Source organism: Streptomyces sp. NPDC021622 (assembly GCF_040640795.1).
GTDB lineage: Bacteria > Actinomycetota > Actinomycetes > Streptomycetales > Streptomycetaceae > Streptomyces.
On record NZ_JBFACK010000007.1, the window covers coordinates 234,875 to 248,144 of the forward strand.

11 protein-coding genes are annotated in these 13,270 nt (G+C 74.7%); all 11 read left to right on the plus strand.

The window, feature by feature from the left end; translation table 11 throughout:
* Positions 1-1,248 precede the first annotated feature (1,248 nt).
* Positions 1,249-2,376 carry a DUF4255 domain-containing protein gene (locus AB0G47_RS16485; RefSeq protein ID WP_360769598.1) on the plus strand — a complete coding sequence of 376 codons (1,128 nt, stop codon included), beginning with the start codon at positions 1,249-1,251 and terminating at the stop codon, positions 2,374-2,376.
* Positions 2,373-4,286, plus strand: a complete 1,914-nt coding sequence (locus AB0G47_RS16490) for an ATP-binding protein (RefSeq protein WP_360769601.1) — start codon at positions 2,373-2,375, stop codon at positions 4,284-4,286. Before AB0G47_RS16485 ends, AB0G47_RS16490 begins: the two co-directional genes overlap by 4 nt.
* Positions 4,283-4,531 (plus strand): hypothetical protein, encoded by a 249-nt coding sequence (locus tag AB0G47_RS16495; protein WP_360769604.1) that lies wholly within the window; start codon positions 4,283-4,285, stop codon positions 4,529-4,531. Before AB0G47_RS16490 ends, AB0G47_RS16495 begins: the two co-directional genes overlap by 4 nt.
* Positions 4,522-5,121: a hypothetical protein gene (locus AB0G47_RS16500; RefSeq protein ID WP_360769607.1), complete on the plus strand. Its 600-nt coding sequence runs from the start codon at positions 4,522-4,524 to the stop codon at positions 5,119-5,121. Before AB0G47_RS16495 ends, AB0G47_RS16500 begins: the two co-directional genes overlap by 10 nt.
* Positions 5,122-5,129: 8 nt before the next feature.
* Complete coding sequence (locus AB0G47_RS16505) at positions 5,130-5,399, plus strand: hypothetical protein (protein WP_360769610.1); 270 nt, start codon at positions 5,130-5,132, stop codon at positions 5,397-5,399.
* A 2-nt stretch (positions 5,400-5,401) separates the two neighbouring features.
* Positions 5,402-6,466, plus strand: coding sequence for a hypothetical protein (locus tag AB0G47_RS16510; protein ID WP_360769613.1), 1,065 nt, complete (start codon positions 5,402-5,404; stop codon positions 6,464-6,466).
* A gap of 28 nt (positions 6,467-6,494) precedes the next feature.
* Positions 6,495-6,986, plus strand: a complete 492-nt coding sequence (locus AB0G47_RS16515) for a phage baseplate assembly protein V (RefSeq protein ID WP_266873700.1) — start codon at positions 6,495-6,497, stop codon at positions 6,984-6,986.
* Positions 6,987-7,316, plus strand: coding sequence for a hypothetical protein (locus tag AB0G47_RS16520; protein WP_360769616.1), 330 nt, complete (start codon positions 6,987-6,989; stop codon positions 7,314-7,316).
* Entirely contained in the window at positions 7,313-7,684 is a 372-nt protein-coding gene (locus AB0G47_RS16525) for a hypothetical protein (protein ID WP_360769619.1), read from the plus strand. The genes AB0G47_RS16520 and AB0G47_RS16525 overlap by 4 nt, the downstream gene beginning before the upstream one ends.
* 5 nt (positions 7,685-7,689) lie before the next feature.
* On the plus strand, positions 7,690-10,152 hold the full coding sequence (locus tag AB0G47_RS16530) for a hypothetical protein (RefSeq protein WP_360769622.1): 2,463 nt from the start codon (positions 7,690-7,692) through the stop codon (positions 10,150-10,152).
* 418 nt (positions 10,153-10,570) lie between these two features.
* Positions 10,571-13,135: a baseplate J/gp47 family protein gene (locus AB0G47_RS16535; RefSeq protein ID WP_360769625.1), complete on the plus strand. Its 2,565-nt coding sequence runs from the start codon at positions 10,571-10,573 to the stop codon at positions 13,133-13,135.
* Positions 13,136-13,270: the final 135 nt, after the last annotated feature.

Below are 13,270 nucleotides of genomic sequence, written 5' to 3' on the forward strand. Positions count from 1 at the left end.
CTCGACCGGAGCCACGACCGGCGACCGGGCAAGGACGGGAGCCAGCACAGGAAGCAGTACTCTGCTCGCGACGGGTGACGGAGCAGGGACCGGAGCCACGCCCGGTGACCGGGCGAGGACCGGAGCCAACACCCGAAACGGTACTCAGCTCGCGACAGATGGCGGAGCCGCGACCGGCGACCGGGCAAGCACCGGAGCCAACACCCGAAGCAGTACCCAGCTCGCGACGGATCGCGGAAACGGAACCGCAGTCGCGCCCCGGCCCAGCACTCAGGCCGGGACAGGGGACGGAGCCGGGACCGCTACCGGAAACAGGCCCGAGCCCAGGACCGCTGCTGAAGGGACCAGCGCCGGGGCCAAGTCCGAACCTGGGGCCAGTGCAGGAGCCAAGTCCGAATCCCGGACCAGTGCCGGGAGTAGGCCCGACCCCGGGACCGCTGCCGGAAGCAGGTCCGAATCCGGGAGCGCTGCTGAAGCCGGGGCCGACGGCCGCGCCGTGGCAGGGGCCAACGTCGGGGGCCATCCGTCTGGTGATCCCGGCCGTTCAGTCGCCCGCACCATGGCAGAGGCCAACACCGGAAGCCATGCCTCCGGCGATCCCAGCCATTCGGTCGCCCGCACCGTAGCCGAGGCCGACGCCGACGCCGGGGGCGATACGTCTGGCGGCCCCGGCCGATCGGGCGCCCGTGCCATGGCAGGGGCCAACGCCGGGGGCCATGCCTCTGGCGGTCCCGACCCTTCGGTCGCCCGCGCCATGGCAGAGGCCGACGCCGGAAGCCATGCGTCTGGCGGTCCCGGCCGATCAGGTGGCACCAGTAGCCGCGGCGGGGTCCGCAAGCCGGGCGGCACCAGTAGCCCCGGCGAGGCCCGCAAGCCGGACGGCGCCGGTAGCCCCGGTGAGGCTCGCAAACCGGGTGGCTCAGAGGGTCCCCTCGGCCATGTCGGACTCCTCGCTCGGGCGGCCTCCGCCGGTCGCGCGGCGGAGGGTAGTGGTGCGGGTGCCTCGCTGTTCGGGGACGCGGGCCGTGCCCCGTTCCCCCCGGCTTCTCCCGAGCGATCGCCTCGCGCGGGCGAACCGGCGGTGTCGCATTCCACCCACGTATCCGATCACGCGGCCGCGAGCCAAGTCCCCGATGTTCATATCGGGCAGATCACCGTCGTGGCCCCCGCGGCCCCCGCAGGACCCTCCCCCGACCCCTTCGCCTCCCTGGCCGACCGTCGGCAGGGCCGGTCCCGGCACGGTGGGTCATGGTGACGCCGGCCAACGCGTTCATGGCCGTCGACGAGACGCTCAAGCGGCTCACCGACGCGGGGTTCGTCGATGCCGGGATCAGTGTCAAGCCCTCCGTCACCGTGGGGCCGCTGGACCGGGACGATCCCGGGCCCCGGTTGAACTGGTTTCTGTACCGGGTCTCTCCCAACCCCGCATTCCGTTCCATGGAGCACCCGGGTGCCGGCAGCCGTACCTCCATGGGTGCTCCGCCGCTCGCCCTGCAACTCCACTATCTGCTCAGCGCGTACGGGGCGACGCCGACCACCGGCGGCGACTCCGAGCAGATCATTCACACCTCGCTCGCCGCCGTGATGCGCCGGCTGCACGAGAGTCCCATAGTCGGCGCCGGGTCACCGTTCTTGCCGGATCCCGAGCCTGTTCTCGTCGAGCCCCTGCGCATCACGCTGGAGGAGTTCGACCTGGAGAACTACGCGAAGCTCTGGACGGCCTCCACAAAACCGCTGCGGCTCTCCGTGGCGTACACCGTGAGTCTGGTCGTGATCGAGCCGCAGCGCACACACACGGAAGGGCCACCGGTGTCCGCCGTGCGCACGCTGTCCGTCACCTCCGCGGGGCCACGGCTCGACGCGCCGAGGCCCGACCGGATCGGCGGTGACGAGACGGCCTCCGTGCGCGTCGAAGGGGCCGTTCCCGGCGACCTGTTCCTCCTCTCGGCCGAGCCGGGCGATCCGCCGGGGCAGGGTCCGCTCGGGTGGTCGATGGCGGTGGTCGGGCAGGAACGAGAGGCGTTCACGCTGCGGCTGCCCAGGCATGATCTGGTGCCCGCCGTACGTGAGTTGGTGGTACACCGGCGCACCGACGGGCTGACCGTGAGGCACGGTCCGGTCGCGCTCGCCGTTGCACCGGTCGTCGTATCGGTGCCCGGGGACGGGCCGTTGACCGTGGGCGAACGGGTCACCCTGACGACCGCGCACTGCGCCCCCGGCACCGAGCTCTTCTTCGACGGGGTCGCGGTCCCCGTCGAAGCCGTCACTCCCACCTCGGTGACCTTCGACGTGCCGGACCTGCCCGGCCGTCCGGTCGTCTCGCTGCGCTGCCGGCGTCTGGCGGGCCGGCCCCGCCCGGTGGAGGTGCGGTCATGAGCATGGCCCCCACCCCCGTACCCGCCCCGGACTCCGCACTCGCTTCCGCGCTCGACGCGCTGTGCTGTGCGCTCGGCGGCTACCTCGGCCGGTTGCGAGCGGTGTGGGGGCCGGCCTCCGAAGGCACGGACCTCCAGGGCCTTTTCGGAACCGTCGGCGCACCGCCGCCCGCTGACGAGGCGGCCCGGCGGCACTTCGAAACCCACCTCGCGGGCGTCGTGGCGTCCGCGACGAGCGGCGAGCCGTACGCCCGGCTGTGCGCCGCCCTCGACCTCGATCCCGTCGAGCGGCTGACCACCGCGGCCGTCTGGTGGGCGGAGACCGACCCGCAGTTCGGCGTGCTCCTCGGCTGCGGGCACGACGACGGTGCCCTGCGCCACGCCTCCGCCGCGCTGCTTCGCCTCGCGCTGCTGCCGTTCGGCGCGGCGCCTCCGCCCTCCTGGGAGCCCGCCGATCCGCTGGTCCGGCTCGGCGTCCTCGTCCCTGGGGCGGGCCCCCGGGGTCCGCTCGCCCTCACGGCGACGGCTCGTCGGCTCCTCGCGGGGCTCACGCTCCCCGGTGCCGCGCCGCGCCCGAGTGACGGCACTGCCGGCAGCGCGCGCGTCGCCGCGCTGCTCGGCGACGGCGCCGTCCTCCTACGCGGTGCCGGAGACCTCACCAGGATCGCGTACGAGTCGGCAACGGAGATCGGTCAACTCCCCCTCGACGCAGGAGAGTTGAGTGACCCCGAGGTGCGTCTCGCCGCGCGCTTCGGCGGGTACGTACCCGTGCTGCCCGCCGACCGGCTGCCCGCGCTCGCCTGGATGCCCGGCGACGGCCCGCTGATCGCCTGCGGCAGCGCCGATTCCGATCCCTGCGGCGCCCAAGTGGTGCCTGTGCCGCGGCGTTCCCCGGCGGATCGCGCCGCGGTGTGGGAGACGGCACTCGGCGCGGCCGGGCTCGCGCCCGAGGAGGCGCGCGCGCAGGGACGACGGCTCGGCGCCCGGCTGACCCTCGACGGCCGGCAGGCCGGCGTCGCCCTGACGCAGGCGCGCGCGGAGGCGGCAGCGGCCGGACGGGAGTGGACCGTGGACGACGTGTGGCGGGCGGCGCGGAACCTGCCGCGCCATGAACTGGGGCGCCTGGCCGACCTGTTGACGCCCTGCTTCGTCCTGGACGACCTGGTCGTGCCGCCCGATGTGCGGGCCCAGCTCGACGAGGTGATCGCCCATGTCGCCCTGCAGGACGTGGTCCTGGACGAGTGGGGCTTCCGCGGACGGCTGCCGCGCGGTCAGGGTGTGGCGGTGCTCCTTTCGGGGCCGCCGGGCACCGGGAAGACGATGGCGGCCGAGGCGCTGGCGAACGGGCTCGGCCAGGACCTGTTCCGGATCGATCTGTCGGCGGTCGTCTCCAAGTACATCGGCGAGACCGAGAAGAACCTGGCGCGCGCCTTCGACGACGCGGAGCGCTGCGGCGCGCTGCTGTTCTTCGACGAGTGCGACGCGCTGTTCGGCAAGCGCACGGAACAGCGTGACGCCCACGACCGCTGGGCCAACCTGGAGGTCAACTACCTGCTGCAGCGCGTGGAGACCTTCACGGGCCTTGTGGTGCTTGCGACGAACAAGCAGCAGGCCCTCGACGAGGCGTTCCTGCGGCGGCTGCGCTTCTCGATCCGCTTCGAGGTGCCGGACCGGGCGCTGCGCCGCGAGTTGTGGCGGCGCGCGTTCCCCAAGGGCACGCCGTGCGACGGCCTGGACGTGGACGCCCTGGCACGGCGGGAACTAGCGGGCGGCTCTGTGCAGAACGCGGCGCTCGCCGCCGCGTTCCTCGCCGCGGCGGACGGCGGCCGGGTGCGGCCCGCGCATCTCACCCACGCGCTGCGGCGCGAATACGACAAGCTCGGCAAGGTCTGGGCGGAGGAGACGGCATGACCGATCGTCCCAACGAACCCAACGAACGCAACGGACTTAGCGAACCCAACGGGCCCAATGGAGCCAGCGGTCCCGACAGTCCTCACCACATCACGGTTGAGGTCCCGGCAGCCCCCGATCCCTTTCTGCTGCGGCCGTTGATCGCCGCCCGGCTCGCGGGCCGCCCCGTTCCCGACGGCTCGGAGGCCACCGTCGCCGAGGCCGTCGCCGCGCACGTACGGCGGGAGGCGGGGGCATGGCGCTGACCAAGGGGATGCTGCTGTCGTACGCCGACCCGCTGCTCGGGCTCGTCCCGGTGATCGTGTCGTTCCAGTACAACCCGGTGAACGTCACCCGCGTCCTGACCGGCCCCGCAGCGGCGAGCGGTGGCGTCGCGGCGCAGCCCGCCAGGGAGACGTACGCGCTGAAACTCGAACTGGACGCCACCGACGGCCTGGAGAAGGAAGGCGCCATCACGATGGCGTTCGGCATCGCGCCGCGCCTGGCGGCGATCGAGATGCTCATGCAGCCGGTCGGCGGCCAGATCCTGCCGCGCCTTCCCGGGGCGGCCAAGGGCACCGCGATCCCGGCGGGGCGGCTGCCGCTCGCGCTGTTCGTGTGGGGGCCGGGGCGGATCACTCCGGTCACCCTGAAGTCACTGACGATCCAGGAGACCGCGTTCGACAGCGCGCTCAACCCGGTGCACGCCACCGCGGACCTGGGACTCACCGTTCTCCTGAGGGCCGAACTCCCCAAGGACGACCGGCTCGCACGGCTGGCCGCCGACTTCTACCAGGGGCTTCGCGAGGTCAAGGCCGTGCTCCAGCTGCCGCAGATGTCCGAGCTCGGCGGGTGAGCGGCGGCATGGATCCCACCTCGCGTTACGCCCGCCAGTCGCCGCTGACCGTGACGCTGCCCGACGGCACCGTACGCACCATGTCGGCACCGCGGACCGTACCCGCGCCGCCGCCCGGCGGGCAGATGCTGACGGCCCCCGGTGCTCGTCTGGACCTGATGGCGGCGGAACTCATCGGCGACTCCACGCAGTGGTGGCGCATCGCGGACGCCAATCCGTTCGCCGACGCCACCCGTCTGGAGACCCCCGGTGTCGCCGTCGACCTGCCGGGAGGCTGACCGTGGCGACCACCCGGATGCTCCTGGAGATCGACGGCACGGAAGCCGACCGTGACACGCTGGACGCGCTGATCGAGGTGCGCGCCGAGGAGGCCACCGACGAAGCGGACGCCGCGATGGTCACGATGCGCGTCGACCCGGACGCGAGCGGCGGCTGGCCGAGCCTCCTCGATCCGCTCGTCACGCCGCGTACGCCGCTTGCCGTGCGCCTCGAACGGGACGGCAGGAGCTACCGGTTCGACGGCTACTCCGCACGGGCCGTGTGGGACCTGGACGCCGAGGGGCGCTCCACGCTCACCGTCCTCGCGATCGACCGCAGCCTGGACCTGGACCGCGAGGAGAAGGCCGTCGCCTGGCCGGGGCAGCGGGACAGCGCGATGGCCGAGACCATCTTCACCGAGCACAAACTGCGCGCGGAGGTCGCGTCGACCCCGGCCGGGTTCGACCCGGACGTGCACACCGTGATGCAGCGGGGCACGGACTGGTCCTTCGTACGCGAACTGGCCGTCAAATGGGGGTACGTGGCGTATCTGGAGGCCGATGACAGTGGGCAGGTGACCGGTCACTTCCATCCGCCCGCGCCGCTCGCCGAGCCGCAGGGCGAGCTGGCGCTCGGCTTCGGCGGGGACGCCCACCGGGCTCAGATACGGGTCGACCTCCTTGCCGGGCGGCGGGTGATCGCCCGGCGGACGCCGCCCCTCGCGACCGCCGCCGTCACGGCGGACGCCGCGGGTGACGACGAGGCGATGGCCGAGGTGTCCCTCTCCGCCCGGGCGACCGAGCTGCTCGCGCCGCAGGACGCGGCCGGAGAGGTGGACGTGCGGCAGGCGGCCTCCGGGCGGGCGCGGCACAGCGCCTACGGCGTGACGCTCACCGCGGCCGTGGACACCGACCGGACCGGGCTGCTGCTGCGGGCCCGGCGCACGGTCCTGGTGCGGGGCCTGGGTCCTGTCCTGTCCGGCGACTATCTGGTGGACCGGGTGCGGCACGTCGTGACGTTGGAGGCCCACCGGCAGGAGGTGACCTTGCGGCGCAACGCCCTGGGCGCCACGGGGTTCGGCCCGTGAGGGCCGGGATGAGGGAGGGGGGACGGCCATGACGGACCGGTTCCACGGCCGGTACATCGGCACGGTCACCGACAACGAAGACCCCAAGAACCTGTGCCGGGTACGGGTCCAGGTGCCCGAGGTGCTCGGCGATGCCACGTCCGGCTGGTGCCTGCCCAGTTCGCCGTTCGCGGGGCCCGGGGTCGGCTTCGCCGCCGTGCCGCCCGTCAAGAGCCTGGTCTTCGTCGAATGGCCCGCGGGCGATGTGAGCCGGGTGCCCGTGTGGTCGGGCGCGGTGTGGGCGGACGGCGGCGGGGTGCCGGGCGCGGGGCCGGACGTGGTGCTCCTGATCACGCCGGGCGGCCACAAGGTCGAGCTGATCGACGAGCCTTCGGGCGACCGGGCGCTGCGGCTCACCGCGGCGTCGGGAGCGGTCATCCGGATGGACGCGAACGGCATCACGGCCGAGTTCAAGCAGCAGAAGATCGAGGTGACGTCGTCGAAGATCTCGTTCAACGGCGGTTCCCTGGAGGTGAGTTGAGTGCCGGGTCAGTTGCTCCACGAGGGGATCACCATCGTCTGCCCGCACGGCGGCAGCGGCCGTCTGACGCCGTCGTCGACGCTCCTGGTGGGCGGCAAGAAGGTGGCCGTGGCGGGTGACCCGACCACCATCAGCGGCTGCGCCTTCACCATCGGCGGCACCCCCTCCCCTTGTCTGCGCGTCGAGTGGCAGCGGCCCGCGACGAAGGTGAAGGCGGGCGGCAAGGCGGTGCTCCTGTCCGACTCGGTGGCCCTCTGCGTCAACGCGGGCGGGGCGCCGCAGGGCACCGCCCAGGTCAGCGGCTTCCAGACGAAGGTGAAGGCGATATGAGCGCGGCGGCCGAGCATCCGCTGCGGCTGACGTCCGCACGCCGCCTCGCGGTCACCGACGAGGCGGGCCATCTGGCGGATCTCGTACGTCTGGTGCTCCTGACCGGCGCCACCGAGCGGCTGCACCGGCCGGGCTTCGGCCCCGGCCTCGGGGCCTCGGCGCTCTTCGAGCCGCTGCCCCAACTCCTGGACGGGCTCCTGGAGATGCGGACGAAGGGCGCCCTGGAGCGGGAGCTGGCCGGCCGCGTCCTCGTGGACCGGATCACGGTGACGCGGCTCGGCGAGGCCACGCTTGAGGTCACCGTCGACTACCGGCCGCTGCGCCCGCCGGGACCGGCGGCGAGCGTCTCGGCACGGCTGGAGGCCTGACCGCGATGACCGAGGAACCGCTGCTCCCCGCCTGTCCCCCGCTGCACCGCCCGGCCCGGCTGCGCGCCCCGGGGGCCGCGGCGCGCGGGCTGCGGGCGGCGGGCGCGCGGCCGGTTCCGGGAGGATTCGCCGTCGACGTCTGGCTGTACGCGGATCCGCCCGCCGCGCTCGCGGAGCCGCGCCGCTGGGAGCTGCGCCCGCCGGCCGGCGGGCGGCGGGTGGAAGTGGCGACCGCGGTGGTGGTCACCGCGCCGCAGCCGCACATTGAGCTGCGGATCAACGGGCAGGCGGATGCCGGGCGGCACCTTCTGTCCGTCTTCCCCGAGCGGCCCGCCGACGGAGCGCATCCCGCGCTTCCGGCGCTGCCGTTCGATCCGCTGCGGGTGCGGCTGCCCGTGCGGCTGCGTACGGAGTGCCCGGATCCCGGGGCGTGTTCGACGCCGGAGGAGGCCGTGGCGCCGGTGGATCCTTCGCCGGTGCACGACTATCTGGCCCGGGACTGGCGTTCGTTGCGTGCGGCCCTCGTGGAGTTCCTGCGCCGGGACGACCCGACGGCGGATCTGTCGCCCGCCGACCCGGTGATCACGGTGCTCGAACTCTTCGCGCACGTCGGTGACTTGATGCACTATCAGCTGGACCGGGTGGCCACCGAGGCCTATCTGGAGACGGCCAGGCGGCGCACGTCCGTGCGCCGCCATGCCCACCTGGTCGACTACGAGGTGCCCGAGTCGGCCGCGGCGCGCACGCTCGTCCTGCTCCAGGCCGATCCGGGCGGCGGCACGGTCCAAGTGGCGCGCGGGGACACGGCGGTGGCCGATGAGGGCGCCGGGCTCGGCTTCGTCCTGGAGGAGGGCCGTTCGGTCCATCCGGGGCTCGGTGAGATCGCCCTCTACGACTGGGGCGAGGACCTGTGCCGGCTGCCTGCGGGCGCCACCGAATGCGTCCTGGTGCGCCCCAGGCCCAGCAGTGCGCAGGGCGCTCCCTGGCTGACCGCCGGGGACCGCCTGGTCTTCGAGGTCGTCGACCCGGAGGACATCGCCCGGCACCGCGACTGGGCGGCGCGGGTGCCGCGGACGGACTGGCCCGCCGTCGGCGCGGACGGGCGGCCGCGGTTCCGCGAGCCGCTGCCCAGCCGGCGCGCTGCCGCGGTCACGCTCACCGAGGTCGCCGAGTTCCACGATCCGCTGGCCGCTGCGGGGCTGCCCCTGTACCGGGTGCGCTGGGCGGCGGCGGACGCACTGCCGCGGGCGTATCCGGCGTCGGTGGACACGGGCGCGGGCGGCGCGGAGGTGACGGTGGCACGCGGCAACGCCGTGCCCGCGCACCACGGCCGTCTTGTCGGCGGCCCCGGGGTGCTGCGGCCGGCGGAGGGCGGTGTGCCGGGCGCGTACACGCTGAACTCCGCGGGGATTCCCGGCCGTGGCGGAGCGGGCGTGGCCCTGCGGCCCTCCGGCGTGCCGTACCGCATGGAGGTCCGCGCCGCGCTGCCGTCCGGACCGCGGATCGAGGTCGCCCTGGTGCGGGCGCTGCTCGATGTGACCTCGCCCGGCCGGCTCGCCTGCGTCCTGGAGTTCGAGGACCACGAGCCGCCCCTGCTGCGCTTCCGCACCGGCGCGGTGGGGATCCTGCCGCCGCTGGCCGGCGGGGTCGCGGCGCGGTACGAGACCGGGGGCGGCGCGGTGGGCAACGTACCGGCGAACGCGCTGCGCCTCCTTGAGCACGACACCGCGGCGGCGCAGGGCTTCGACGCGCCACCGGTCTGGCGGACGGTGCCCTCGCTCGTGGCCCGCAACCCGCTGCCCGCCACGGGCGGCAGGGACGCGGCTCCACTGGACGTGGTGCGCCGGGACGCGCCCGAGGCGTTCGCGGTCACCCCGCGCCGGGCGGTGACCACCGCCGATCACGCGGTGGCGGTCGCCCGTGCGCCGGGCGTGCAGGGTGCGGCTGCCGAGCGCGGCACATCGGGATCCTGGCCGCTGATCCGTACGGTCGTCGACCTGCTCGACGCCCCGGACGCGGCGGCCGACCGGGCGGTCCGACTGGCTTCTCTGGGCGTGCTGTTGGAGGACGTCCGCATGCTGGGGACCGAGGCGACGGTCGCCGAGGGCGCGCCGGTCGGTCTCCTCATCGCCCTGCGGCTGTGCGCGCTGCCCGGCAACGACCCCGAGGCCGTCCGGCGGGCGGCGCTGCGGGCCCTGCGCCCCGGCGGCGCGGCGCGGCCGGGCCTCTTCCATCCCTCCCGCCTCGAACTGGGCAAACCGGTGTACGTCTCCGCGGCGCTGGCCGCCGTCGCCGCGGTCCCCGGCGTCGACGCGGTCGAGCTGCTCGAAGCGCGCCGCCTCGGCGAAGCTCCCGGCACGGTGCACGAGGTGATCCGCGTGGGGGCGGCCGAGATCCCCGTGCTCGACGACGATCCCGCACGGCCGGAGCGCGGCCGTCTCGACATCACGGTGCGGGGCGGGACATGAGCGGGGACGGCGGCGGACACCGCGGGGCGGCACACGGAGCGGCCGCCGCACAGTGCCCACGACACCCGGCCGAGACGGCCCACCCCGACGGGCGGGACATGAGCGGGGGCAGCGGCGGACACCGCGAGGCAGCGCAGAGGACACTCGCCACACAGCACCCACAGCACCCGGCCGAGACGGCCCGCCCCGACAGGTGGGACATGAGCAGGGGCAGCGGCGGACACCGCGGAGCGGCACACGGAGCGGCCGCCGCACAGTGCCCACGACACCCGGCCGAGACGGCCCACCCCGACGAGCGAGACACAAGCCGGAACAGCAGCGGACACCGCGAAGCAGCACACAGGACACTCGCCACACAGCACCCACGACACCCCGCCGACACCGCCCGCCCCGACGAGAACACCGCGCGAGGTCACTCATGAGCTGTACCCCCGGCCGCCCGTGCGGCGAGCACGCGCCCACGCTTCAACCTCCCACGCCCGCACCGGGGTTGCCCCGGCCCGACCGTGCGATCGGCACCTTTCACGACTTCCTGGCCGCCCTGATCCGGGACGTGGAACAGAGCAGGCCCGTGCCGGGGGCGCCGGTGCTCGGGCGGGACTGGGACATCGAGGGGGATCCCGCCGCGCTGCCGCTGGCCCGGCTGTGGGCGTACGTCGCCGACGGGGTGGCCGCCTACACCTCGCTCACCACCGCCGAGGCCTTCATCGGCACCGCGGCCGACTGGCGTGACCTGCGGCGCATCGCCGCCTTGGTGGGGTTCCGGCCACGCCCCCGGGTGGCCGCGCGCGGCTGGGCCGTCGCGCTCACCGACCGGGGCGCTTCGCCGCTGGTGCCCGCAGGGACGCGGCTGCAGTCGCCCGCCGTGCCCGGCCGGGATGCACAGACCTTTGAGGTCGAGGGGGATACCCAACTGCGGTCGGACTGGGCCGGGTTGACGGTGACTCCGGTGCCGCGGCCCGCGCTGCCGACCGGGCGGTCGATGCGGTTCCTGCGCGAGCCGGGGTTCCGGCCCGGTGACCGGGTGCTGTTCGTGGCCGAGCGGGGGGCGGATGTGCCGGTGCTGCCGACCGGCTTCGACTGGTTCGACTACTGGCTGTGGCTGCTGCGGCTGCTCGGTCTGGCGCAGACCCCGCGGAGCCGGCCCGTCGCGGTGGCCGTGGTGGAGGAGCGGGCGGAGGATCTCGGCACGGTCGTCGTCACCTTCGACCGCGATCTCGAGGAGCTGCTGAGCCCGGAGACGACGCCGTTCGCCGCCTACCGGGTCCTTGCCACCGCGGGCGGCGCGCGGCGCCTCACCGATCTGGTGCATCTGTCGGCGACGGGGAGCGCGACCAATGTGCCGCTGGGTGACCAGTTCTACGACAAGCCGGGCGACGTTCCACTCTCCGCCCGTCATCTCGTCCTCGACACGGCCCTGGAGGAACTGTCCGCGCAGCGCACGGTCGCGCTCGTCGACTGGCAGTCGGACGCCTGCGACATCCTGCGGGCCGACCGCCACACCCCGGTGGACTGGCGGGCCGCGCCCGGCACCCGTACCCGGGCGTCCCGTCTGGAGTTCGCGGCCGACGTGGCCACGCTGCGCGGCGCGCAGGTCACGGGGCGGCCTGTGACCGCCTATGTCGTGGACCGCCGGGTGGTGGCCCGCACCCATGAGATCCCTGACCGGATCGGCGCCCAAGGGCCCGCGCGCGTGCGGGTGTTCCCCGCTCCGGGCCCGGTCCCCTCCCGTATCGCCGTGCGCACGGGCCCTGCCGACGCCGACTGGCGGGTGTACGCCTGCACGGCAGCGGCCGATCAGGAGGCGCCGGAGGAGCAGGTCCCCGAAGGGCCGTCCGCCGACCCGCCGCTCCCCGGCGGCCTGGTCCTCGACCTCACCGTCGCGGCAGGCGACCCGGTGCGCGGCGCCCCGCTCGGCCGCGCCCCCGCGTCGGCGAACCTCCTCGCCTTCCGGCACGGCAGCACCGAGTCCGGCACGCTGGGCAGCGGCGACGCCGCGCTGCCGGGGCAGGAGTTGGCGGTGGCCAGGCCGCCGGTCGCCCATGACGTCGCGGCGGACGGCGGCATCGTCTCCAGCCTTGAGGTGCGGGTCGGCGGAGTGCGTTGGCGGGAACTTCCCTCGCTGTTCGGTGCGGGCGACGCGGAGGCCTACGTCAGCCTCCTGGACGCCGATGGATCGGTGCGCGTCCGCTTCGGCGACGGCACGTCCGGGGCACGGCTCCCCACCGGGCGCGGCAACGTCACCTCCACGCACCGCACGGGCGGCGGCACGGCGGGCGAGGTGCCGTCCGGGGCGATCGACACGCTGCTGGGCCGGGTGCCGGGGGTGACGGGGGTGCGCGGTGCGGGGCCCGCCAGCGGGGGCGCCGACCAGGACGACGAGCGGCGCATCGCCCGCCTCGCGCCGGGCCGGGCCCGGGCGTTCGGCCGCGCGGTCTCCCGCGCCGACCTGGCCGATCTGGCGCTCGCCTTCCCCGGCGTCAGCCACGCCACCGGCTGGCGCGGCGCGGGGCCGCCGGGCTGCGCCTGCGGCGGCACGGGCGAACATGTCGCCTTCTTGCGGCTCGCGGCGGACGGGCGGCCGAAGGCCCCGGCGGAGGACGAGCTGCGGGCGCTCGCCGCGTTCCTCGACGCCGGGCGCGATGTGACGGTGCCGCTGTGCGTCACGGCGGCGGTGGTGCGCGGCATCCCCTTGTCCTGTGGCGTATCCGTGGATCCGCGCCGCGTACCCGCCGAGGTGACCGCTGCCGTACGAGCCGCGCTCACGGCACGCGGCGGACCGCTGGACCCGCTGGAGCGGCCGCTCGGCCGCGCCCTTGACCGCTCCGACGTGCTGGCCGTGGTCCATGGCGTGCCGGGCGTGCTCGGCGTGGCCGGACCGGTCCTGCAGGTCGGCACGGAGTCCCCGGCACGTGTCCTCGCCGAACGCCACGAACTCGTCGTGCCTGCCGAGGAGTTCACGATCAGGGTGGAGCAGCCATGACCCGGACCCCGGCCGCCCCCGGAGACGGACGCGATGGCGCCCCGGCTGCCACCGGTGCTACGGGACGCGGCGGACCAGAGCACACCCCGCACCCACTCACCCTCACCCACACCCCGGCCACCCTCGGAGACGGAC

Bases quoted from the DNA above. Each gene is read 5' to 3' on its own strand.
- AB0G47_RS16495 (WP_360769604.1), top strand. From the start codon at position 4,283: ATGACCGATCGTCCCAACGAACCCAACGAACGCAACGGACTTAGCGAA.
- AB0G47_RS16500 (WP_360769607.1), top strand. From the start codon at position 4,522: ATGGCGCTGACCAAGGGGATGCTGCTGTCGTACGCCGACCCGCTGCTC.
- AB0G47_RS16515 (WP_266873700.1), top strand. From the start codon at position 6,495: ATGACGGACCGGTTCCACGGCCGGTACATCGGCACGGTCACCGACAAC.
- AB0G47_RS16535 (WP_360769625.1), top strand. From the start codon at position 10,571: ATGAGCTGTACCCCCGGCCGCCCGTGCGGCGAGCACGCGCCCACGCTT.
- AB0G47_RS16485 (WP_360769598.1), top strand. From the start codon at position 1,249: ATGGTGACGCCGGCCAACGCGTTCATGGCCGTCGACGAGACGCTCAAG.
- AB0G47_RS16490 (WP_360769601.1), top strand. From the start codon at position 2,373: ATGAGCATGGCCCCCACCCCCGTACCCGCCCCGGACTCCGCACTCGCT.
- AB0G47_RS16525 (WP_360769619.1), top strand. From the start codon at position 7,313: ATGAGCGCGGCGGCCGAGCATCCGCTGCGGCTGACGTCCGCACGCCGC.
- AB0G47_RS16530 (WP_360769622.1), top strand. From the start codon at position 7,690: ATGACCGAGGAACCGCTGCTCCCCGCCTGTCCCCCGCTGCACCGCCCG.
- AB0G47_RS16505 (WP_360769610.1), top strand. From the start codon at position 5,130: ATGGATCCCACCTCGCGTTACGCCCGCCAGTCGCCGCTGACCGTGACG.